19 protein-coding genes are annotated in these 24,086 nt (G+C 42.4%); 4 read left to right on the forward strand and 15 right to left on the reverse strand.

Going from position 1 to position 24,086, the window contains the following annotated elements:
- Window positions 1-98 precede the first annotated feature (98 nt).
- The 4 genes from ACX9NY_RS31680 to ACX9NY_RS31695 all read right to left on the reverse strand — a co-directional run bounded on the left by ACX9NY_RS31680 (window position 99) and on the right by ACX9NY_RS31695 (window position 10,495).
- Window positions 99-4,490, reverse strand: coding sequence for an AAA family ATPase (locus ACX9NY_RS31680; protein WP_472479527.1), 4,392 nt, complete (start codon window positions 4,488-4,490; stop codon window positions 99-101).
- Window positions 4,491-4,821: 331 nt separating this feature from the next.
- On the reverse strand, window positions 4,822-8,850 hold the full coding sequence (locus ACX9NY_RS31685; RefSeq protein WP_472479529.1) for an S-layer homology domain-containing protein: 4,029 nt from the start codon (window positions 8,848-8,850) through the stop codon (window positions 4,822-4,824).
- A 454-nt stretch (window positions 8,851-9,304) separates the two neighbouring features.
- Window positions 9,305-9,463, reverse strand: a complete 159-nt coding sequence (locus ACX9NY_RS31690; protein WP_472479531.1) for a hypothetical protein — start codon at window positions 9,461-9,463, stop codon at window positions 9,305-9,307.
- Between the two features lie 489 nt (window positions 9,464-9,952).
- Window positions 9,953-10,495 carry a recombinase family protein gene (locus ACX9NY_RS31695; protein ID WP_472479533.1) on the reverse strand — a complete coding sequence of 181 codons (543 nt, stop codon included), beginning with the start codon at window positions 10,493-10,495 and terminating at the stop codon, window positions 9,953-9,955.
- A 164-nt stretch (window positions 10,496-10,659) separates the two neighbouring features.
- On the opposite strand from ACX9NY_RS31695, the gene ACX9NY_RS31700 reads away from it, so the two are divergent.
- The 4 genes from ACX9NY_RS31700 to ACX9NY_RS31715 all read left to right on the forward strand — a co-directional run bounded on the left by ACX9NY_RS31700 (window position 10,660) and on the right by ACX9NY_RS31715 (window position 14,923).
- Window positions 10,660-12,123: a SulP family inorganic anion transporter gene (locus ACX9NY_RS31700; RefSeq protein ID WP_472479535.1), complete on the forward strand. Its 1,464-nt coding sequence runs from the start codon at window positions 10,660-10,662 to the stop codon at window positions 12,121-12,123.
- Window positions 12,124-12,139: 16 nt separating this feature from the next.
- Window positions 12,140-12,559, forward strand: a complete 420-nt coding sequence (locus tag ACX9NY_RS31705) for a universal stress protein (protein WP_339296966.1) — start codon at window positions 12,140-12,142, stop codon at window positions 12,557-12,559.
- Between the two features lie 105 nt (window positions 12,560-12,664).
- Entirely contained in the window at window positions 12,665-14,398 is a 1,734-nt protein-coding gene (locus tag ACX9NY_RS31710; RefSeq protein ID WP_472479537.1) for a ribonuclease J, read from the forward strand.
- Window positions 14,399-14,401: 3 nt separating this feature from the next.
- Window positions 14,402-14,923, forward strand: a complete 522-nt coding sequence (locus ACX9NY_RS31715) for an NUDIX domain-containing protein (protein WP_472479539.1) — start codon at window positions 14,402-14,404, stop codon at window positions 14,921-14,923.
- 97 nt (window positions 14,924-15,020) lie between these two features.
- Here ACX9NY_RS31715 and ACX9NY_RS31720 read toward each other — a convergent pair whose 3' ends face one another.
- From ACX9NY_RS31720 to ACX9NY_RS31770, 11 genes are all read right to left on the reverse strand, one after another.
- Window positions 15,021-15,869, reverse strand: coding sequence for a hypothetical protein (locus tag ACX9NY_RS31720; protein WP_472479541.1), 849 nt, complete (start codon window positions 15,867-15,869; stop codon window positions 15,021-15,023).
- Between the two features lie 165 nt (window positions 15,870-16,034).
- On the reverse strand, window positions 16,035-17,000 hold the full coding sequence (locus tag ACX9NY_RS31725) for a CBASS cGAMP-activated phospholipase (protein ID WP_472479543.1): 966 nt from the start codon (window positions 16,998-17,000) through the stop codon (window positions 16,035-16,037).
- A 1-nt stretch (window position 17,001) separates the two neighbouring features.
- Window positions 17,002-17,412 (reverse strand): type II CBASS E2 protein, encoded by a 411-nt coding sequence (locus ACX9NY_RS31730; protein ID WP_472480366.1) that lies wholly within the window; start codon window positions 17,410-17,412, stop codon window positions 17,002-17,004.
- Window positions 17,413-17,455: 43 nt separating this feature from the next.
- Complete coding sequence (locus tag ACX9NY_RS31735; protein ID WP_472479545.1) at window positions 17,456-17,866, reverse strand: hypothetical protein; 411 nt, start codon at window positions 17,864-17,866, stop codon at window positions 17,456-17,458.
- 53 nt (window positions 17,867-17,919) lie between these two features.
- A complete protein-coding gene (locus ACX9NY_RS31740; RefSeq protein WP_472479547.1) occupies window positions 17,920-18,474 on the reverse strand; it encodes an SMODS domain-containing nucleotidyltransferase in 555 nt (184 codons plus the stop codon).
- A 217-nt stretch (window positions 18,475-18,691) separates the two neighbouring features.
- Window positions 18,692-19,036, reverse strand: coding sequence for a helix-turn-helix domain-containing protein (locus ACX9NY_RS31745; RefSeq protein ID WP_472479549.1), 345 nt, complete (start codon window positions 19,034-19,036; stop codon window positions 18,692-18,694).
- Window positions 19,037-19,242: 206 nt separating this feature from the next.
- Window positions 19,243-20,547 carry a CHC2 zinc finger domain-containing protein gene (locus ACX9NY_RS31750; protein WP_472479551.1) on the reverse strand — a complete coding sequence of 435 codons (1,305 nt, stop codon included), beginning with the start codon at window positions 20,545-20,547 and terminating at the stop codon, window positions 19,243-19,245.
- A gap of 217 nt (window positions 20,548-20,764) precedes the next feature.
- On the reverse strand, window positions 20,765-21,307 hold the full coding sequence (locus ACX9NY_RS31755; protein WP_472479553.1) for an NYN domain-containing protein: 543 nt from the start codon (window positions 21,305-21,307) through the stop codon (window positions 20,765-20,767).
- A gap of 198 nt (window positions 21,308-21,505) precedes the next feature.
- Window positions 21,506-21,721 carry a hypothetical protein gene (locus tag ACX9NY_RS31760; protein WP_472479555.1) on the reverse strand — a complete coding sequence of 72 codons (216 nt, stop codon included), beginning with the start codon at window positions 21,719-21,721 and terminating at the stop codon, window positions 21,506-21,508.
- Window positions 21,722-21,837: 116 nt separating this feature from the next.
- On the reverse strand, window positions 21,838-22,734 hold the full coding sequence (locus tag ACX9NY_RS31765; RefSeq protein ID WP_472479557.1) for a replication-relaxation family protein: 897 nt from the start codon (window positions 22,732-22,734) through the stop codon (window positions 21,838-21,840).
- Between the two features lie 242 nt (window positions 22,735-22,976).
- The gene (locus tag ACX9NY_RS31770; protein WP_472479559.1) at window positions 22,977-23,900 is read right to left on the reverse strand and encodes a S1 RNA-binding domain-containing protein; all 924 of its coding nucleotides are present in this window, start codon (window positions 23,898-23,900) and stop codon (window positions 22,977-22,979) included.
- Window positions 23,901-24,086: the final 186 nt, after the last annotated feature.

A 24,086-nucleotide genomic window follows, 5' to 3' on the forward strand; every position in this document is an offset into this window, starting at 1 on the left:
AAACATCATAGTCTCGTCACAGGATATTTAAGTCCTACTAAAGTAGTACTCCATAAAAAAACAAGGATGCGGACCTTTCAGGCTCGCTTCCTTATTTGTCACTCTATCATTTGCAACTCTCTGGCACGTACAACAGCTTGCCCCCGTCGTTTTACACCCAACTTGGCGTATATTCTAGATGTATGTGTCTTGACCGTCGTCTCTGCGATCCCAAAAAGATCGGCAATCTCCCTGTTCGACATGCCTTTTGCAATCGCTGTTATAATTTCCGTTTCTCGTTCGGTCAGAGGTTCAGTCAGCCCCGGTTGACCGAGACTAGGCACCACGGACGAAGCGTTACTTCCGAAAGCACCCAAGATTGTTGTATCCGCAGCTTCGTCTTCCAGCAACTTGAGATAAATGATCCGTGTCGCAATAAGCTCCAACATCTGAACATCCTTCTTGGTGAACACACCCGGCATCTGTCGATTTTCCAGGTAGAGTAGATAGGAAGTTTGTTCTCCCGGAACATCAATTGACATACACAGAATCGACCTCTGTTCTCTTGCTGCAATATAAGCATCCTTCACCCAAAAACTCTGAAGCGCGTCATGCAGAATTAGCGGTTTCGCCGTCATTGTTGTATGACGTAGCACGCTCTCCGCATACAGGCCGGTTCCTTTTTCCTGATCAGTCCAGTCAGAACTGTTAGCTTCAATAAAGAATTCATTAATATGACGCTTCAACAACAGACCACGCTCTGCCCCAGCTTGTCTTAATGCCGTTTCCAAGAGATTTACCTTCCAGTCGACCTCACTCGGCTGTGCTAATCCATGGATGAGTCGTTGCACAAGCTCGAGTTCCTCTTCACGCTTCAAGCCTTCACCCGTCTTGGAGCCGTTCTGTTGAGGTAACGATGTACCGCTTTGAGTCATTTGGGCTCGCTCCTGTAATACGGGACCTTCATAACGCTTGTATACCGGGTCCAGCAATTCAGTATGTGTGCTTCTAATCTGAGTTACTTTGAAGGTGATTCCCCATTCGGCGTATGCCGCACAAGCATCCATCATTGTAATTGCCGCTCCGGATCGGCTGAGCAGATCATCTTGATAACATACCGCAAGACGTTCGCAAGCAATGGCTTCCAGCAACACGTATTTCTCGGTTCTCGCCAGCCTAATTGCAGCCGTATATTGTTGCATGGCGTCCACCGAATTCCCTGCGATCCGTTCACCCTCTGCTTTGATTAGCAAATATGCGGAGGACGTACTGTCCAAATATCCTCGCCAACTCTTCATTAATCGCAACTGCGCGCGTATGGCCTTCCGAATCCGCTTACGTTCCTCCTTATTCGTCTCGAAATATAATCCAGCTAATGCCAAAGTCTCGTAAATGCGTTGTTTACGAATTCGCATCCAATCCAAATGCAATTCGTTTACCCTTCCTCGCTGCGACCAATACAGCGCTTCCCTGTACCTGCCCGACAGGTATGCCACCTCGAGCCGACAACCGCAGCTAAAATTGTCCTCGTCCCGTGGCTCCAACTGGCTGTCAGTCGGCACTTGTGGAATAGCAATAAAACTGTCGATCAAAGAATCGTCTTGCAGCACTGCTGCGTAACTGCTCGTCAGCCGCATCATTTCCATTATCTTGTCGTCGGCAACCTGTCGCATGTTCTCTTCAAAGTATTGAAGCAAATCATTTAGGGCATATACATTCCCATGATTACACATAACACTGAAAATTAAGGCAGGATTAGCAAAGTCATGATCACCGGCTTCCATCCCTTGACGCATCGCATTGAACAGGACAACAGAAGATTCCAAAGGACTGTCCTTTTGCTTGATCATTCCGCTCAGAAACGTAAATACATGCTTTTTCCTCAATGTAGAGGTGTTTGCGATTTGCAGAAAAAAACGCTCAGCAATCGGAGTCGCTCGAACGAAGCTCGGAAATGACCTTTGCACAATCAGTTCGTATGCTCCGATCATTGCTGCTAATGTCTCATTCACCCCTTTATGCAACCCATAACGAATAAATCGGGCATACAATTCCAGAAGCGATCGCGCATCGTGTGCAAGCAATGGAAGAAACAACAGCTCCATTACATGGCATAATTCTTCATATTCCTCGTCGAGTGGGTTGGACAGTAGAAGATGCTTCTCACGTTGTCGATGTAAAAGGATCGCGGTCCGGGTCACTTCCTTGGCGATAGACAACAGAGAACTCTGCTTCCCAGGCTTCCAACCGTACGAATCTAGCGCCTCCATTCCAAAATGTACCGCAGTCTCATTGTCCGCGAATGCATGGAATCGGATCAAAGGTGCCCAGATTTTGAGCCGCTCTGATCGGCTCAGTCGATGGCTGTCTTGGTTCAAGTCCACCAGCAGTTGTTTAGCCCGTGCGCTATTGCCACTCATATACTCCGTCCATGCTAATACCAACTGCAACCCGACATCGAGTGTAACTGGTACGTCCACCTTGAATGTTGCCAGCAGATGAAGCCCGTTCTCAGCATAATGCTTCCCTTTCGCATAGCGTGCGGATGCCAACGCCTCTTGTCCCGCTTGAAGATTGTGCTCGATCAATTTCTTCGTTTCTTGCTCCGATAATACCGAAGCAGCCAAGTTCAGATGATCAATCGCTGTTCTAGACAGGTTATCGCGTGCCTCCGGCATGCGATCCAGTAGCAACTGTCCAATTGCTCGGTGTCGGTGGATATTACGTCCTGACTCGAAGGCATATGCTATTCGGTGAATGAACTCATGGGCAAACACATAGATTGAATCCTGTCCATCTTCTTGCTCTACTTCGTCTTCTCGATAAATTAACCCTTCCGCTTCCGCCTCTTGAAGCCAACGGAATACCCCATCCACTGATATGCCACACACATCGGCCAAGAGTGTTAACTGAAATACCGGACCTATTGCGGCTGCCATAGCCAAGAACTCCTTCCGATCTTTTTGGAGATTGGAGAAGTCCATTTCCAGAAGACGTAGATGTTCTTCCGAGCTGTTTAGTTGCCGGGTTATTTCTGAGTCCCATATCCACTGACGTCGTCTCTCGTCAAAGCTTAGTCTGTTCTCCTTTAACCATCCCTCCAGCAAGAGACGCACCGATCCGGGATTACCACCTGTCTGATCGTAGACAGACCGTGCCAGAAGTTGAATGCGAGCGGATTTCTCATATAGAGTTTCTGAGATCAGCTGCCTCACATCTTCGTAAGCCAGCGGCTGTAGAGTCACTTGTTCCTCTGGATTCACACCGCATCTGTAGGTTAACCAAGCCAGTAATTCCTCTTGTTCGGCATTCGCTTCATCCCCAGCGGAAGTGATCACTTCCTCCGTACGATAAGCCCCGATTAGGAATAATCCATGCGCTTTTTGTGATAATGCAAGTTCACGAATTACGTCTTGTGTACCATTGTCGACCCATTGCAGATTGTCCATAAACAGAACAAGCGGTGGTTTGCATTCAGCCATACAACAAATCAAGTCGGGCAGTAATTCTTCAAACCGATCCCAGACCTTCGCATCGTCCGAGTTATGCAATACGTTCGCAGCGTTGTCGAACAACAGCTTGGCCTCGGGCCAGCAGGAGACGATGACCTGCATTTCTGGCCCGAACTCGGCTTGCAGCTTGGCTTTCAGACGTGTAATGAGTACAACCGGCTCACTCCACAGTTGAAAGATCCATTCCCGTAACGCCTGAAGGATCGGCCCACACCGCACATTTTTTTGGAAAGGTTCCGTTTGGATGGCGATCATCCGGCCTCCAAGCCGAAACACGTTTTGTTGGAGTCTATGGACAAGCGTCGTTTTACCCGTTCCCTCTTTGCCAAACACCCAACGAAAGGTGTTCATTCCTTGAAAAGCCTTCTCCAGCCCGGCCTCCATTTGCATCACTTCCGCACTACGCCCATACCACGAATCGGATAGGGAAAGCCTACGAATTTTATCCAAACGACCCACTTCCAATGGCGGAAATGCTCCATTGTTCTCCAGCATATTCTGATACAACTTCAGATCTTCAAGTAACCCATATGTACTCTGATAACGCTCTACCTGTGATTTGGCAAGTAATTTCATCAGTATCGCTTGCAGTGTTTCGTCTAATCCCTGCCGAATATCGGAAAAAGGCTGAGGCACCTTGCGGGTATGCACGGTACCCCAGTCTTCATCATTGTCAGCACGAAAAGGCAATTGCCCGGTCAACAACTCGTAGAGAACGACACCTAATGCGTAAAGATCACTGCGTTCACTCGGCACGAGATTGAAACGCCCAAATTGCTCGGGAGAATGATAAGCTGCGTGGCTTTCCGTATACCAGGTTATATGCGCAGTTTTCCCCTGCCACTGCACACTGATATGGTCTGGGCTAAGGTATCCAATGATCCTATTCTGCTCGTGTTCACGGTGCACCATTTCTGCCAGTATAATAGACAGTTCAATGAACATAGTAAGCTCTATCGGGGGATCTGTGATGTAGTCTCTTAAAATCTTGATGTTCATGCACACCTATCTAAGTTATATTTCGTTTCGGGAAAAGGATATCAGAATTTAATTATCAAAATTTTGGTTTGATGAAATGGATTTATTAAGATGCTTACTTAAATAAATTTTAATCTATGATGCATGTAGAGTCTAGCCTGCGTGATGCATAAACATTTTTTTTGAATAATGCAGGCATAAATAACAACCAATATAAGCCGCAGCTCTCCTCTAAACGTATGTGCATAGGGGGATAAGCTGCAACTTAGTAATAGCTGTCTCTTTATATGATTACATCATCGTATAGAATGAAAAAATAAAGGGCACCTGATTAGGTGCCCTCTAGTAACTACTATTGCGTTGCGAGTACATCCTCTACATAGACGTTGGAAGCCGCTTGAATATCGTCATACGCCCAGAACCCTTGGGCAACGTCGTTCCACTTCATGATATTTCCCTCAATTGGCTCACGACCTAGAAGCTTATTCAGAAGAACAACGGCCTCTGCTCTTGTTAACGGTGAATTAGGACGAAACTTGCCACTGGCGTAGCCATTCATCATACCTGAGGCTTGAACCTTAGCGATCGCAGCTTCTGCCCAATGTCCTCTCACATCCGTGAAGTTTGTCTCCTTCACTTCGGACTGCTCAATGAATCTTGCTACAATGGCTGCCATCTCGGCACGTGTAATCGTCTTGTCAGGCAGGAAGCTTCCGCTCCCTTGCCCGATCATCCAGCCATTAGCCGATACGAGAGTAATCGCATCCCTAGCCCAATAAGATGCGTAAACATCGTTGAAGCTGATACTAGATGGTTCATTCAAACTGCGATCTTCGAAGATGCGGGAGAGCAACACCGCCATTTCAGCACGCGTGATCGACGCATTTGGCCGGAACGTGCCGTCCTCATAGCCTGCAATGTAGGCGTCATGATGTTTGATGATCAGTGCCTCCGAGCGAACAATAGCGAATGTGCTGAAACGATCGATCGCAAAACTAATCCCCTTTTGACCAGACTTGTCGTAAATAACGACTTTTCCTCTCAGCAGTTCAACCGTACCATCACTATGCTTGATAAAGACGGCCAAGTTTTTCGCCTCAGCCTCGCTAATGTTCAGATCACTCAGAGGGAGAGTAACCTCCGATTGCATACTCGAAACATTCGTCTTAATACTGACAGGAGTATCGACAACCGAAATCGAGGAAGCCCCCAATCGCTCAAGCATGGAAGAATTCGTTTCAACCAGCTGCTGAAGCGCAGAGCGTTCACTCTCCGAATGGAGTGGGACGATCTCAAATGTGGTATCACTACTGAGCTTGGCCAGGGTATCCTTCGATAGATGAATAGATCCATTCGTTGTGACAACCTCAAGATCAATGCCCATGTTTGTAAGGAGCGTAACTGCTCCCTTCTGTAAGTTCGTCGTCCATTCGGACACTTCATCCTTGTCATTCGGCAGAACCAGCCTTGCTACAGAGACGTTTTTTCCCTCCAATGCCGCTCTAAGTTGCTCCGCTTGCTGTGCAGTCATGATGATATCATCCTTCTTTTTGCCCGATGACTCAGTCGTACGGGTAATCGGCACTGACAACAAAACGTCTCCATCCTCACTCTCTATAGGGACTTGAATCGTTTGAACGTTAGATATTGAGGGTATCGGGTTGTTGACTATAGGATGGTTAACTACAGGATTATCAATCGAGTCGGATGCTCGCCTCACCTGGATCGAGTAAGTGAGCGTCGTTACTCCGTCAGCAGCGGTAACAACGATGTCGACTGGATTATTACCGGCATAGAGCGAGATCGGTTGCGATGGACTGCCACTAACTATGGCTTGACCGTTTATAACCACCATTGCATTAGGATCGGAAGGTGCCGCTGTAACAACAACACTTTTTATGCTCGAACCCACATTTGTGGTATAGGTGGTCACACCCGAACTGAACACCGGCATCAACGCTACACCTGATAAGGACAGATTGGCCAGCTTAGCATCATTGTCGATAGTGGGGGGAATAGCATTCCACTTCGCATATAACGTCATATGGGTGGCGCCCATCACAAACATTGAGCCTGGTGCATAATCCGTGCCGTTTCCAGACGCACTGTTGTTCCAGCCCTTAAACGTAAAGCCATCCTTTGTCAATACGCCGATATTGCCCAGTACACGTATTGTCTCTCCACTTACATGTGAGTAGATATCTGACGTGACACTGCCCCCCGTGTTTCCGTTGCCATCATAGCGCAGTGTATATTGATTATGCCCATTAACGATGATGCCGGCAGTGGATGGAATCATAGCCCCTGCAAGAGACAAGACCGCATTGATTCCGGCACTGCTCCGCACAGTTCCTCCGTTAAGCTCAAAAGCGCCGATGCTAATTCCGTCGGAGTCCGAATCCCCATTTTGGACCTTATAACTGAAGGTTAATCTTGATGAACCATTCCCGCTTACGTAGTTCGCTTGCCGTATAACGCCCCCAATGTCCATTCCCAGCGACGGAGAGCCATTTGCCGTCACGGGTTCGCTAAAATTGATGCTAAAGTTGAGCGTATCACCTGCTGTATAGCTGCCATTCGCGGGCATGCTCACGGAAATGATGGAGGGAACCGCGATCGGCATAGCGTTGACTTCTACTGAAGCCCCGCTTGCGCCCCTACTATTGAACGCTTCTATTTTGAAAAAAGTACGTGTGCCGTTTGTAAGTTTTTCATATGTGTAATGAAGTACAGAGCTATCCGCTATTATAATGGGGGCTCCATACGAGCCAGTATCTGTCCTTTGATAAAGGTTATACCCGTCTGCATTAGGGACGGCTTGCCACTTAAGCGTGACGGAAGAGTCACCTGCTTCAACGGAACTGATGACTGGAATGGACGGGTAATTCAACGTCCATTTTGCATAAAGCGTATGATCTTCTGATCTGGTGACAGGAGAGGTGTTGGTTACTTCATGTCCTGCTCCGCCAGCTTCAGTAAACCACCCTTCAAATGTATAAGCTCCTCGCTCCGGCTTCGGCAACCGATCTACGGTCACGCCATCCGAACCTTCGCCATACGTCGCATGATATTGCTTGACTTGTTCAGCTGGATGCACCGTCCCGCCTTGTGCATCCAGCTTCACTGTGTAGGTTAGCGCGTAAGGAACTATACTGTCGGAAACAGTCGACTCTGCACTACTACCTGCTGAATTGCTTGCTCTTACAGTAAATGCATAGCTTTCGCCGTTAGTTAGACCGCTAACCGTAATAGGGCTTCCAGATCCTTGAGTTGTGAGGCCTCCGGGATAGGTAATGACGTCATAGCCTTTAATCGGATGATTTCCATTAAATATAGGTGGGTCGAACGAAACTATTGCTTGCCCATTACCAGGCTCAGCGGTAACATTCACAGGTGCTTCGGGAACTGTGATTGTGCCAGACCACCTATTGAGGAAATTTCCATTCGCATTGAATTTTTGGACTTGATGATTACTAGCTTCGGATACATAGACGTCACCGTTGCTATCAATCGCTACACTGTTTGGAAAGCTGAATTGCCCATCTCCACTTCCCGAGCTGCCCCATTGACTTATATAATTTCCATCCAGATCAAACTTTTGGATTCGATTGTTTTGAGCATCGGTAACGAAGATATAACCGTTTCTATCAACAGTAATATCAAAAGGATACCGAAACTGGCCATCACCAGTTCCTTGACTTCCCCATTTGTTCAAGAATACGCCATTTGCATCAAATTCTTGGATCCGATGCAACTCGCTATCCGTTACATAGACGTGACCTCTATCATCAACCGCTATCCCGTAGGGTCGGTTAAACTGCCCGTCTCCATTGCCCAGACTCCCCCATTGGCCTAGAAAGTTTCCGTTGGTGTCAAAGCGTTGGATTCGTTGGTTATCATTTTCGCCCACATACAGGATATCGTTAGAAGCGATCGCGATTCCTGAAGGATTTAGGAACTGCCCATCTCCATTGCCCCTTGTCCCCCATTGCGCCAGATAGTTGCCATTCGCGTCAAATTTCTGGATCCGGTGGTTCTGTCTGTCCACAACATATACATTGCTGTGTGAATCGAAGGCGATCCCACTAGGGTAGTTAAATTGTCCATTGCCGCTTCCCATCCCGCCCCACTCCGCAACATATCTCCCAACAGGATCTAATACTACGATTCGATTGTTACCATAGTCAGCAACGTGGATCATGCCTTGATCATTTATGGCTAGTGCAACAGGTGTTTTAAACAAAATAGGATTTTGAGCCATCACCGAGCTGACTTCACTTTCCTCGTATGCCCCAGCTGCGGAATACGTATTGACGAATAGCATTATGACGACTAATGAAATTAACCATCGTTTTTTATTGATTATCCAATGTTGACGCATGTTTACGATCTTCCCCCTTGCCTGTTTTTAACTTTTCCAGTTATCCTTCTCATCGTTCATCTCATTCAGAATTCCTGTCATATATACTTTTCTAGCGCAGCATAAATGCCTTTTTTACGGGCACTCTTGATGATTAGTCCAAAGATACAACGTTGCAGCCAGAGTAGAATACCAATGATCAGTGTGTTTTGTAATGTTAATACTAAAGCGGTATGGGCGAGAAATTTGGGATTGCCCTTCTCATCGGTTAATCCATCGTCCCTAAGTCCGTAATGAATGCGCACGGATTGCTCGAACTTGCTTGGTGGCGTTAATCGAACGCGATATACAACAGAGGATGATCGTGATCATTTGTAAATGTATGTGGCGGTCGGAGCGGGGCAATACAACGTTCTCCAGTCTCTAACAAGTGCTTGTCTTACCCAAGGTAACTGTGAGCGTTCCAGCGATCACTTCAAATTCTCTTCGAAGTGATCATGGATATGTAGGGGTCGACCTTGCCACGTGGTGGAAGTGCGACTTTAATTAATAAATATTCACCGTTCGTATCCTTTGCCGTCTCTATAAATGTAATTTGTTCACCTGTCACTTTATTCGTAACCGTTTGTTTCACTGATGATCGCTCCTTGTATTCAATCATTGCACAACAACCGATAAAAGTTCCTGATTGTCTTCGCACAAAAAAACTCTTATAATTCTTCCTCCATCTAGACATTGTAGAGAGAATTATAGGAGCTTGTAGTCATACGAAAGTAGTACACTGCCATGAAAAGAATGATAACTCACTACTTTGAGCAACTTGCTCAGCCACAATTAAGCATCAACAAGGCTGCTTGCTAATTTTAAAATGCTGTAGTCCTTGTAGAAAAGCTTTTACATCCCTCAGCTTTCTCGGTGAGCATTACTATATTCATTTCACTTCTACGTCAGGCTGTATCAATTGTGATAAGTTTAGAAAACTCAAAAAGAGCCCATAAAGTTATCAGGCCCTTCCTCTTACTCGTAACAATTACCTCATTATACTTTCCTTATCATACTGTTAAAAGATCAGCTCAGCTGGCGAATGATTGTTCTTTACCACTACGGGCGTAATAACACATACTTACTTATCCAGATATCGGTACAGCGTTGTTTTGCTAATACCTGTTTCTTCACGAATTTCAGCAAGACTGTACTCTTTACTTTCATACATTTGTATCGCCTTCATAACATTGCCATCTAATTTACGAGGACGACCTAACTTTGTCCCTTTTTCCTTCGCTTCATCCATACCTTTTTTTGTACTATCACTACTTAAATCTCCTTGGAAATCAAGTAAAGCTTTCACATGCTCCAGAAAAATACGACCAGAACTGTCTTTGGTATTCAAATTTTCATTCAGAGAATACAGATGAGCCTCTCGCTTTTGAAATTCCTTCAGCAGATCGACAAGATGTTTTGTAGAGTCAGCTAAAGAGAATAACCGAGTAACAACGACGACATCTCCTGCTTCGAGCTGGTTCATCATAGCTTCTAGTTGAGTTCTTTGCTTAGTAGACGAATGTTCTTCCTTTAACAAAAGATCACAGGATTTCCGTTTTAAAATTTCGTGTTGATTTTGACATTTCGGGTCATCCTGTGAAGGTCTCATATAGCCAATAATCATGTTAAAACTCCTAACTGCAACTGACTTTACAAAATTATAACACAAAATAGGAACCAAAATGGTTCCTTTTTGGAACTCTCTGTGATAAGATCAATATACTTCAACCGGATATGACTTTTAGTCGAGTAAGAGTCATAAAAAAAAGATAAGGAGTGGAAGTACACGTGATTGAACGGATTAAGACAGATTGGTTCTCTAATATTCGAGGGGACATATTAGCAGGGATAGTAGTGGCATTGGCACTCATCCCCGAAGCCATTGCATTTTCTATTATTGCTGGTGTAGATCCCATGTTGGGTCTGTATGCATCGTTTTGTATTGCGGTAATCATCTCATTTATTGGTGGCCGACCAGGGATGATTTCGGCTGCTACTGGAGCCATGGCCTTACTTATGGTTCCTTTGGTCAAGGAACATGGCGTTCAGTATTTACTGGCTGCCACCATTCTTACTGGGGTTATCCAATTGCTTTTTGGCGTATTCAAAATCGGGAAACTCATGAAATTCATCCCGAGGGCTGTCATGATCGGCTTTGTGAATGCTCTCGCTATTCTGATATTCATGGCACAAGTTCCCCATTTTGTAGGCATATCTACGCTGACCTACATCTTCGTTGGAGTTACCTTACTTATTGTATATGTTTTACCCCGATTCTTCAAAGCCATTCCAGCACCTCTTATTGCCATTGTGGTTCTAACCGCAGCTGCCATTTGGGGTAACCTGGATTTGGGAACGGTTGGAGAGCTAGGTATTATCACACAATCTCTTCCCTCATTCTTTATTCCCGATATTCCTTTTAATATCGAAACATTGCAAATTATATTCCCTTATTCTATTTCACTGGCTATTGTCGGATTGGTCGAATCTCTCTTGACCGCTTCCATCGTGGATGATATGACGGGAACGAACAGTAACAAAAACAAAGAAGCTCGCGGACAAGGAATTGCCAACGTCATTACCGGTTTCTTCGGCGGAATGGCAGGCTGCGCCATGATTGGGCAGTCTGTGATCAACGTTAAATCTGGTGGACGGGGGAGATTATCCACACTCGTAGCTGGCGTATTCCTCATGTTCCTTATCCTTGTACTTGGCGGTGTCGTTGTTCAGATCCCTATGCCTGTACTCGCCGGGATTATGATTATGGTCGCCATCGGAACATTTGACTGGTCTTCCTTCTCTTATCTCCGTAAAGCCCCAAAAAGTGATGCACTCGTGATGCTAGTCACCGTTATTGTTGTTGTAGCAACCGATAATCTTGCATTGGGTGTCATTGTCGGCGTCATTCTCAGTGCCATCTTCTTTGCTTCTAAAATTTCAAAGGTGAGTGTGAAGCAGCTCTCAACGGAGAAAAACGTAAGATTTGATGTGTCGGGTCAGCTCTTCTTTGCATCAGTGGAAGGTTTTATTGAATCTTTTGACTTCGAGATTGCGGATTCGGACATTAGTATTGATTTTTCAAATGCACATATTTGGGATGACTCAGGTGTAGGGGCTGTCGATAAAGTAGTCATTAGATATCGGGAGAATCATAACCGAGTTAAGATTAAAGGACTGAATACGTCAAGTGAAAAACTCGTAAATAAGTTAGCGGTTTATCAAGATCCAAATGCACAATTAAAATCACATTAAGGTAGGAGAGATGAACATGTATCAACATATTCTACTTGCTGCAGATGGTTCTAATAATGCCATTCGGGCAGCGAAAGAAGCCGCTTATATTGCATCCTTAATCCCTGATGCTGAGGTCGAGATTCTGTTTGTTGTAGACCTATCCAAGGTCAAAGATGAAGTGCTCCATTCTCAGAATCATGAGGAAATTGAACTGAAACGTAAACAGAAACTTATGCCTGTTCAGCAAGAACTTACAGAGAAACATGTGAAATATCGAGTTACCTTCGTAAATGGAGATCCTGGTCCTACGATTGTTGATTACGCGAATAAGAACAGCGTTGATCTGCTTATTATCGGTAGCCGGGGACTGAACTCCTTACAGGAATTCGTACTTGGAAGTGTGAGTCATAAAGTCGTTAAGAGGGCTCATTGTCCAGTTATGATTGTGAAATAGATGATGGATATGAAGCACAGGACCTCTGCAATTGCAGAGGTCTCGCTTCTTTTTCTAAAGGAATTAGATTAGATCATTTAAACGTTGACTGGAGGAGAGGAAATCTTGGAACACTCCAAATTAAAGACTCAAAAACCACAAAAAACATCACGCTATCTTCCTCCTGCTGTACGTATTTTTGCGCTTGGAGGTCTCGGGGAAATTGGAAAGAACATGTATGGGATCGAATATAAAAATGAAATCATTTTGATTGACGCAGGTTTGAAATTCCCCGATGCTCATATGAACGGTGTAGATTACATTATTCCTGATATACGTTACTTGCTGGACAAGCCTCAACAGATTAAAGCTCTTTTCCTTACTCATGGACATGAAGATCATATTGGCGCTATTCCCTATTTACTCAGACATCTTTCGTTTCCAATCTATGGCGGTGCACTAACAATCGGTTTGGTCAAAGCCAAGTTGGAAGAGCACAAGTTAACGAATTCAGTGGATTTTCATATCATTCAGGATCACGAACGCGTATCATTCCAACATCTTTCTGTTCATTTTTTTCGAACAATACACAGCATACCCGATACCTTTGGTGTCGTCGTAGATACACCCTATGGTTCTATTGTGCACACAGGTGACTTCAAATTTGATATGACACCTGAAGGAAAGACAGCGGACCTTCATAAAATGATGCAATTAGGTGAAAAAGGTGTGCTTGCTTTGCTGTCTGATAGTACCAACAGTGAACGCGAAGGTCAGTCTCTTTCAGAACATACAGTGGGTAAATCTGTTTTGGAATTAATCCAGCAATGTGAAGGTCGAGTTTTGTTTGCGACTTTTGCGTCCAATGTCCACAGGTTACAACAAGTTATTCATGCTGCTTCGGAGTGTAATCGGAGAATTATAATACAGGGCCGCAGCATGGAAAAAATATTCTCCATTGGTCAAGAACTTGGACACCTTCATATACCACAAGGTATGCTAATGGATATGAAGGAGATCCACACCACTCCACATCATCAAGTCATCATTTTATGCACGGGTAGTCAAGGAGAGCCTAATGCAGCTTTAACCCGTATTGCAGCCGGCTCCCACCGTCACGTTCAAATATTCCCAAGAGATACGGTCGTCTTTTCTTCTTCTCCGATTCCTGGTAACGTCATTCAAGTCAATCGAAGCATAGATATGCTGATGCGTTCTGGAGCCGCTGTCCTCTACGGAGCGGAGTATGACATTCATACTTCCGGGCATGGATCACGGGAACATTTAAAACTGATGATTCGGACCATGCGCCCGAAATATTTCATACCGATCCATGGAGAATATCGAATGCTGGTAAGTCATCAAAAACTAGCTGAGCAAGTTGGAATACCCTCCAACAGAATCTATGTATTGAACAATGGAGAGCCTCTCCTCATTACTAAATATCATGCTCGAAAAGGAAGGAATCTCCCTTCGGGATCGTCATTTGTGATACGTGGTAAAGTTGAGAGGCATGAGCCTGAACTTATTGATGAACGCAATAGATTGGCTAAGGATGGTGTACTTATTGTCGCACTTGTCTTAAACAATGAGACATGCCAAATGATAGCAGGGCCTGACCTCATTAGCCGAGGGTTTGTCTATGTACGAGATGCTAATGAACTGATGAAAACAGCAGAATCCCATTTGAAATCCGCACTATATGGACTAGAGCAGAAAAAAGAAGCCCGCTGTGAAATCTGGGAACATAAGATCTCAGAAGTACTCCAGAACTTCTTTTACTCACAATTACAACGTACTCCTGTGATTTTCTCTTCCATTCATAGCCTTTCACATCCTACTCAAGTAAAGGACGACTAAACAATGAGAATGATTCAAAAGTTAATTCATCCCGATACACCCGCCCTAAATGGACGAATGTTTGAACGAAAAGCAGCACGTGGCATTATTATGCGTGGTTCTGAGATTCTTCTACTCTATACCCGTAGATATAATGACTACAGTTTTCCCGGAGGTGGTGTGAAAGCGGATGAAGACCTACTTCGTAGGCTAAGAAGAGAGATTGCCGAAGAAACCGGCGCTACTCAGGTTGAGGTAACAAACGAGTTCGGCTACATTGAAGAGTATCGTCCCCATTACAAACCCGAATATGATCTGATCCATATGTTATCTTATTACTATGTTTGCAACATTCATGAACAGCTTGGAGAAGCTCAACTCGAAGATTATGAGATGAATAATGGTATGTCTGCCGTTTGGATCGACATTCACCAGGCCATTTTGCATAACCGGCAGGTAATAAGGAATAAAGAGGCCTCTATGGGATTTTCTATCGAAAGAGAGACGGTCGTTATGGAGCTTATTGCTTCTGAATTACTTAAGTAATTCACAGGTTCAATAGTTGATTTAGAAGAGACCTTAAACATCTAGTTATGTTTGAGGTCTCTAATTTAATCTAGTATTGCCAAGGTGAAAAAACATGTCACATTTCATTTCGCATCAAAACGTAATTTTGAGGAGGAGGGCTTAGGAAAGAGTAGTGCATATTTCTCCTAAGTTGTACTATTAATGCTTGCCTCTCACTACTAATTTCCATTAAGCTATATGCGCTTCTTACATCTGATATTTTCTGAAGCTGTTGAATCTCAGGTAGAGAAAAAAATCCTCTTGCCGCGTACTCTTTTACTTTCGACATATCCACACGACCACGACTTATAAGGGGTTCATTTCCCAGATATTTTTGCACGTGTAAAGAGCTTATCTCCGGATCAGACTCAATCAAAGAGATACTTCCGACTGGCAAGATTTCTTTACGTTTTTCTTGTTCCAGTAGTCCCTGAAGAGCTCGTTTACGAATAATCACCCACGAGTCGAATAAACGGTTATACAGCCATTTATTTGATTTCCATTCGATTAACTGCGAGTGAATCGATTGGTTCGCAAGTTTTGACTGGTATACATCAAAATCATAAGCAGACTCATTCTTGGTTCTTTTTGGGGTGAATCTTATATAAGGCTCTTTCGGTTTACATAGGCCTGAGATAAGCAACTGCTCGTGCGATAGCAGTTCCCGCCATTTTATGTTCATGACTTGCCCTATTACACCATGATTATCGAAGCACTCCGTTAATTTTTTATTGTGCTTCTCATATACATTCATCGAACTAAATGAACCGACAATCCCTAATTCAGTCCACTCCATTCGTCTTAAGCCTCGTTTGATTTGATCTTCTCCTATAGATACTCGAAGTAGATCCATACATTTTTTTAGCTTTACCATCTTACTGTACTGTAAGTTCTCCACAAATTCCTCCAAAGCTTTGAAAGGCACTCCCATTTCCCCTTTTCGTCAAGTTAGGATCATGTATTAACTAATTTCATTTTTTTAAACACATCGAAAAGAGCAATCTCAATGTGATCGCTCTAAATGGGAGTGTATCAAATTATTAATTATCTATTTTCATCATTAATTGAATTGAATGCGACATCCAAAATACTACCCGACTGATTTAGTGGCACTTTGTAAGAACAATGAGCTTACTTTCATATAAGAACTTGTAAACTGAGTATCTGCCTCGTGTTGTAATTCATTTAGTTTAGATAACTTAGTTTCAGATAACCTCATCGGTTGCTTCAATTGAAAATCAACACGATGTATATTCTCATTTAATAAATGGCCGGCAGTGTATGCTGCACTTGTCGTTTGCAGTTGCATGGTAAGATCCACAATTCGATCTCGATACCTAATGAGTGAACTCTTCTCCGCTATCTTATTATTCACGTTATAGATATGAGATCCTGTCCCCAATGATAGCATTCTTACCGTACTCACATCATAACCAAGAACAAAAGCTTCAGCTATACCCACTAAAGCCGGATTATTAGCCCAGAGTCCTCCATCAATTTTACAATCATTGCCGTCAATTGAAACTGCGGGAAAATATGTTGGTGCAGCTGAAGTTGCTAAAGCAACATCTGACATCAGATATTGAGCGTCATTAAACAAGTGCTGACAGTGTGGAGTTTTGAAAACTTTGGGCGAGGCCCTACTATGCTCAACGGACGGAATACATAGCATGGTTTGAGCATCAATCATCTTGTTATCTTTAAATACCTCTGCCAGCTTTTCACGTAACCCCGTATTTTTATATTGGTTAGTCAATATACCTCTCATACTAAACATTCTTTTTTTGAAAATGTTTTGCGCATTAGATACATAAAATGTGACTAACTCTTCTGCTGGTATCCCAATAGAGAGCCCTAATGCCAATATTCCCCCGGTCGATGTTCCTACGATCATGTCAAAGTATTGATTGACGGGCATGCCTGTCTCTTTCTCAAATTTCGCTAGATATCTTGCAGGAAATATTCCTCTAATGCCGCCCCCATCAAGAGATAATATGCGTAAGTTTTTCCCGTCACGTGGTATCCAACCATTACTCTTAATTTGCTCCCAGTCCAAATCACAGCCCCCTACCGATTTTTCTTAAAATCTTTTCTCCTTTGGATGAATGAATGCTATGGGGAGCCTCAGGTCCCCACCAAACTCCTGTCTCTAACCAGATTTCATAGTAATATAGCCACTCACAGGTCCAAGGAATAATCGTCTTTGCAATTAGTTTATCCTTTTTATAACTCTTATCTGGTGGATAATACAGACACAAAGAATTATCATCGTATGTATGCGGGCTATTTTTTATAATTTGCGGATGTGTAATAAACACTTGAGGGTATTCAGATTTATAAACAATTTTGACTGAATAGTTTTGCTGCATATGCGTGGATATTAATCTGCCACTCCACTGTTTGGCGTCATCTTGATATTCGAACTGAGGAAAGAACTTATCCAGAAGTTTTGCAAAGCTAAGTTTAATGAGTGTACGCGTCTAGGTGGAATTCTCTTTTTTCGTTTCTTTATCATTTTAAATTCACCCCAAAGAAACGGTGCTTCGGTGAGTTAATCCCCTCTTCTGTGTTTAATAGACCACTTGTATTTACTAGAACAGCTCCCGTATTAATTCTAGTTGCCATTGCAGATGCTTCATTGAGCTCTGTCGGGAATTTATCAAAGATAGCTTGCCACTTTTTAATACTCTCAGCTTTGTTACTCTCATCATAAGCACTCTGAACGTCATCTTTTAAAGTAGAAAGCTTTTTCTTGAATTTATCAAATTTTTCCTTATCCCAATCCCTTGCCAAATTTTCTTCAGTTAACGAAGGATTTTCAATAAAAACAGTATCATCAAGTTGAATATACGAATCAATATCAATAAGTATTTGCTTTATGGTCTCTAACAAGCTTTCGGCTACAGAATTCTTCCCAACCATACTATTTCCGATCAAAGTCGTTAATAATATCGATTTTGGAGCTGTTTGTTTACCTACCTTATGATCTCTCCAATACCTGAGTAATTTTGTGATTTTCCTAAATTGTTCATTATGATCATAGTGAACATCTCTACACCATTCTTGAAACCCTTCGGGATTAGTCTTCTTCCACTCGCCCTCTTTTTTTTACTAGGTATTAAAATGTGGTCGTTTTCTGACGTCTTAGCTAAGACGATGTCCATATGAAAATCACCAGCATAATTTATACGAACACAACGATCTCTTGCCTTGATTTTATCTTTGTAACTCTCATTTGTTTTCATACGTTTAACAAGCCAATCTAATGCGTCTTTAGGAGTTATATCTTCGGCTAAATCAAGCTTTAGGACAACATCAACATCAAATTCTTCTCCCTGCTTCTGAGGTCTAATTGAAGTTTTAGTAGCATAAGAACCTTGAAGAAAAAAATCAAGATACTTCTCCTTAATCTCATCATCATTCTCTAGAATATTATTCCAAGTTTCGTATGCACTATCGATTCTGTCTACCCGAGCAGGATTTAATGAGATATCCCCAAGTAGTTGCTTGAAATGATCAGATAGTTTCATGATTCCCCTCCTAAAATTCATTTTACACACTAATTATAGTGTCGATAATACATTATACCACAATATATTGTGTGTGTACTGATGATAAGGAGAATTTCACCTTTTCAATAAGCAACTTATTGATGCCTGACAATAAACAAGGATAGTGTCTGATTATTTCACTCAGCACTACCCTTTTACTATATTATTTAGTTGAAATGTAACGCCTTAATAATCATTACTTTAGATGATATCGATGTATTTTCAGCTTAATAAAGTCTCTAATTTCATCCTGGTCACTTGGTTTTAAATTCCTATACTCTGAAATAAGTCTGACTTCACTATCTCCAAGTCCTTTACTGATAGATACATCACTGACTTGGTCAAGTCCATAAACTAACCAATAGAGATCTGTTTTAAATTGATCGTGAAGTGCCATAACAATGTCTAACGAAGGTTTATATTTATCTAGTTCCAACTCACTCAGTGTCCCCTGAGAAACCCCAATGATTACTGCGAACTCCGTTTGATTATACTTATGTAGCTTCCGGATGCTTCTAATTCGTTCTCCAATGGTGGACAAATTAACACCCCCCTACAAATTAAAGAACAGTCCTGATGACATTTAATCATCAGGACTGTTTAATATTACTCTATAAGTTATTAGCTTATATTAAGCTTGATCGTCGTTTTCACTTACCAACTATAATGTCCATTTACCAACTATAATGGCAATTGTCAAACTATAATGGCAATTTACCAACTATAATGTAACAGAACAACCATAATTTATTTTATTTTATTAGTAACTGGAAACTTATTAGTTTGCAAAAATAGATCGTCGAGTCCTTTGGCCTCTCTCGGGTTCCATGTGAGTAATTCACAGTTCATCTGATCTTCCTCCAACAAAGTCTGAGTCAATTCAATTAAATGTTTATTAACGTATTCATTTTTTTTGGTTGCTTTTTTTTCATCGTAAAATGCATCGATGTCGTATGCTAAAGCAACGTCTTTTATCCCCCAATACTTCAGAATACCAATTACCTCTTTGTAATTGCCTGAGCCGGGTACCGCTAAAATTGCAATAGGCTCTCCAAAAACATTCAGTTCACGTATCTTATCCGCACAAATGTAAGCTTTGTGTTCGCCCTCAATAATCAGTACCTTTTTGAACGGATATACCTTCATAAGATCAGTGCCAGGACTCCACTTTGAGAGATAAGCTGAAGGGATGACCACATTAACCGGAGCACCAGAAGAGGCACCTCCACGGCTTTTGTTTTCAATGGGCTCAGTACTGAACCACAAGTATTTCTTTTTGTCTTCAAAGTTGGAACGGAGTCGCAAACGTACAATACGACCTAAATAATCACGAACCGGTATGTAATATTTCCCCACACCAGCAATGAGCCAAAACCAATCCAGGTCATTTGATGGATCTCCATCCTTTACTAAAAACTGAGTGAACCCAGGTACCCTTTCAATTTGATATCCTTCCTTTATTAGAGTATTCACGATGCGTTTAGCTTCTTCCACTGATCTGGGTATGGATCTAAGCCCAATTGCGCCTATTTGTTGTTTGGTATATTGACGCTTAGGGCCGGTCCACTCTTCTAAATTGTCAGTATAAAGAGGACATAAGTCTAAAAACCTACGATATGTCCGGTCGCAAATATCCGCACTCGCTGGTTCAATTTGAACGACAGTCCGTTCCTTTGGAACATAAGTTGGTCTTGAAGCATCTAATTCTTTGACCGATCCATCTTTGTACCTCACTTGAATACCCATAAAGTCAGCCAATTCTTCAACCATGTAATAGAAGTCAGTTTTGGCTGTATATGTTCCATACTTATGCCAGCTATAGAATGCGATTGCATCACCTTTAGCCCCGCAGCCTCCACTCCCATAACAAACAAATAGACCTGATTGAAAAATAAAAGTTAATGGCTTTAGGTCATCGCTATGGTTAGGATTCGGACAGCAAAGGTTATAGTATTTTCCTGATCGCTTCAAGTACATTCCTAAACGCTCTGCAAGTTCATCTGTTGGTATTGCTTTAACAAGGTTGACGGTCTCTTCTGATAGAAATTTCATACTTTTTCCTCCGTGTAGTAATATGGGTTGTGAAAAAAGCCAAAAAAGGCCATTTACAGCATCAACAAACCCAATTCAGGAAAGTTAATACCATAAATGGCCATTCTTAGCGCAAAACTTAATCTTTAGCCGCTTGGCAAGATTCTGAGTAAAACCAATAATATATCTATCATTTTACCATAGTTATTGAAAAATAAGAAGTGCTACATGCGCACTTCTATTTATCAATATATCTAATATGGGACTTGTCGATGATTGCCATTAACGCTTCTAAAGGCAACACGCTATCGGAGACTTTCTTGATCCATCTGGATGATAATTGATTGCTTATCACCGTGACAACCTTACAAGGACTTTTCACTCGCTCAACAGCCGGTGCTAAATCAGAATCTCCAGAAAATAAGAATATGATATTTTGGGTTCTACTGAGCTCAACGACATCCAATGCAATCATGACGTCAATCCCTTTCTCTTCCCATTTAGAATTATTGCTTATACATCTCCCTTCGTGCACGATAATATTATCTTTCCTCAGTGCTTGAAAGAATCTTTTTCTATTGTAGTGCTCGTTGATGTTTTTATTTAATGGTGCAGCTGCTCCGTAAAAGTGGCATACGACCTCCGTAGGTCCATACTCTCTTTCTAATAATTCTTTCATGACTTCTCTGATAGATCCCCATGGATGTAATCCTTGGATACCCATCATCTTCAACTGTGATACTAAATTGTTCTCATCGACTAGTATTGCTGCTTTAATCATTATTACACCCCACTATTTTTAAATAAAAAAACACTAGAACACAAACTTAACCATCAAAGATTGGGTTAAGCTGCATGCTAGTGAATGTTAATCTTCCTATTGCCGCGTGGCAGGAAGTAGTTCATTTATTCTCATAATTTACTATAACTATATCATTCTTTTCCTGGTGGGTAAATTATGTAATGGGCTTCAGATAGACTATTTTTCCTCATACCAAACGTGGTAGAGTACACTATACTTTTGCTTCATAGCAACTACTTCATGTATTATGAAATTCCCCGAATTTACGAAAGAATTGAAAGAATATTCATTATTATTAATAGTGACTGGTTCATTTTCAAATTCTACAAATCTCCAGTTGTCACCGGGTTGAATTCTGTACATTTGTTGATTTTGATGATTTTGATCGTTCATCCGTTCTTATTCCCCTTTCATACCAGACACTCATGAGAAAAGAAATCTAAGAACCAGGAGTTATTCTTCCTAGTTCTTAGTTTAAGCAGTACAGTTGCAATAATAAGAAGGGCCGTCTACTCATCATAATCTTCATCATAAGGTGCATCAAATTGCGCTGAGCGATACTCTGAAGCCGTCATTCCCGGAGCACCTGGTTGAAGAAAACTAATGCGTTTGGCAATGGGTTCACCTTTTTCTTGGTCCCAGTTCAAAAATGTATCCTCACCAAGACCGGCGATGATCCGTTCATCTGTTGTAAAGCGTACCTCGATATCAGGCATATATTGCTTCGCCAGCTCCTCAAGAAAGGAAATACGAGAATCCCCGTCCGCAACAATGATAATTCGTAGTGGCTTTTGATACTCACTTACATTATCATATGCAATTTTGATTTTCTGAAATCTGTTACGGGTCTTACTTACCCAGTCCTGTCCGACACGTATTGTTTCCAGCCAGAATAGCTTGATTGCGTTGGCATCTTTGATAACTTCAAACGTTGCAGTAGGATGGTGAATATGACCATTCTGGAGTCGTAGCAAAGGTGTTCTTTGCCAGGTTATAAGACGATCAATATGAGTTAACTCGGCATACAACTCAGCTGAAATTAGGTCCTGAAATAGTGGACCCATTTCTGGACCACGACCTGGTTGAATTTCGATCGGTTGGAACCAGAAATCATCATGGATGTTACGTTTCAAAACATACTGAGCTGCTGAAACGGCTATTCTCGTCAAGGCGTAAACCAACGGCTTTTTCCGATCAGACTTTAGAGGGCTCACCCATGTAAAGGCACATAAAATACCTTTCCTACGGCACTTTCGCAAAAACTCTTTGACAACCACTTCATCATCGGAGACTTTGAAGACCGCTTTACGGATCTGATTGCGAGTAGCTACCCGCACCGTTGTAAGGAATTCAAGCAATCGGATCTCACGTTCTGTAAACGTGCCGTCATCAACACGTTCTTCCAACCAAAACCTGCCGTTTCTCAATCCTTCCCCTGGCTTATGATACCTTAACGTAGCATAGGGATCTGAATATAATCCGAAGAGTTCTCCGTTGGGTAGAAGGAAATCCATGATGTCGTTGGGGCACAACGATTCAGCATAAGGATTCTTTGTAGCCGGTGGAGGTACAAGGGACAGCGTAGAAGCACGCTCTACTGACCCTTGTTTTCCTTCGGGGAATTCGAGTATTCCTTTTCCCACTGTAATTAGTATTTACCGGACCAACGAAGTCCGGACCTCGACATATTTTTGTTATTTGCCCCAATTGAATTGTTTAGATTAATCGCCGTTCCCAGAATTTGATGTTTTACATGATCTATATGACGGATTTTTACATTGATTTTATCACCCCGTTTGAATGGCCGGCGACTTGCTCCTGCAGGAACATTACACTTGACGGTGAGTCCAGGTTTCAATTCAACAAACATGCCGAATTCAGGGTGTACTCTTTGTAACGTACCCAGGTACGTACCACGTTCTTTGAAATCTTTGATGAAGCGCCATGGGTCTTCCATCAATACCTTGGCACTAACTGATACGTCGCCTTTAGGCTTGTCCTCAGTTGGTCTATCCACTTTCGTAACCTTCACGTCAATGGTCTGACCGATTTCAAATACTGTACGCAAGTCGTCATACAGGTTGTAATCCACTTCGGTACGGTCTAGAACAATTTCGACACCCTCAACTAACAAATACAGCCGAAAAGCATCGATACCTTTAATAAAAGCGGTATATCTCTGATCAATCTCAACCTTCTTCCAGAATAGTTCACTCATGACTTCGAGTGCTTTAATACGGTTGGCCAAGAAGTACTCAACTTCTACTTCTTCTTGAGGTTCAGCCTCATCCTGCTGCCTCGGCGTAATGACTTCATCCACAACAAATTCAAACATGCTGCCCATAAGATGCTGCAAGTTTTTAAACTCGTAATTATCAATCTTGTTGCTAGGCATATATCCGTAAATACCTTTGTAGTCCAGTTTAAGACACTTCATGGATTGACCTGCTAAGGACAGATCCTCTAGACCGACTACTTCAGCAAAAAGGACTCGCGTACGACTTCTGGAAGTACGAAGATCTCTCCATACTTCTGCCTTTGGTGTGTTTTGTTCTTCTGTAAGTGTGGACATGAATTAGGCACCTTCTTTTCTTTATTTTTAGTGAAAAAACAAAAATAAGCACCTCTAAGGACAGGTATTCCCTGTGCCTTAGAGGTGCTTCCTCTTTGTAGTTCCTATATGATTACCCTATAGTATTAAGTTACCGGGCAGTTGTCAACTTATCGCTGCTTCAGTTATTAATCGTTAATTATTTCT

The sequence above is a fragment of the Paenibacillus sp. CB74 genome (assembly GCF_055687625.1).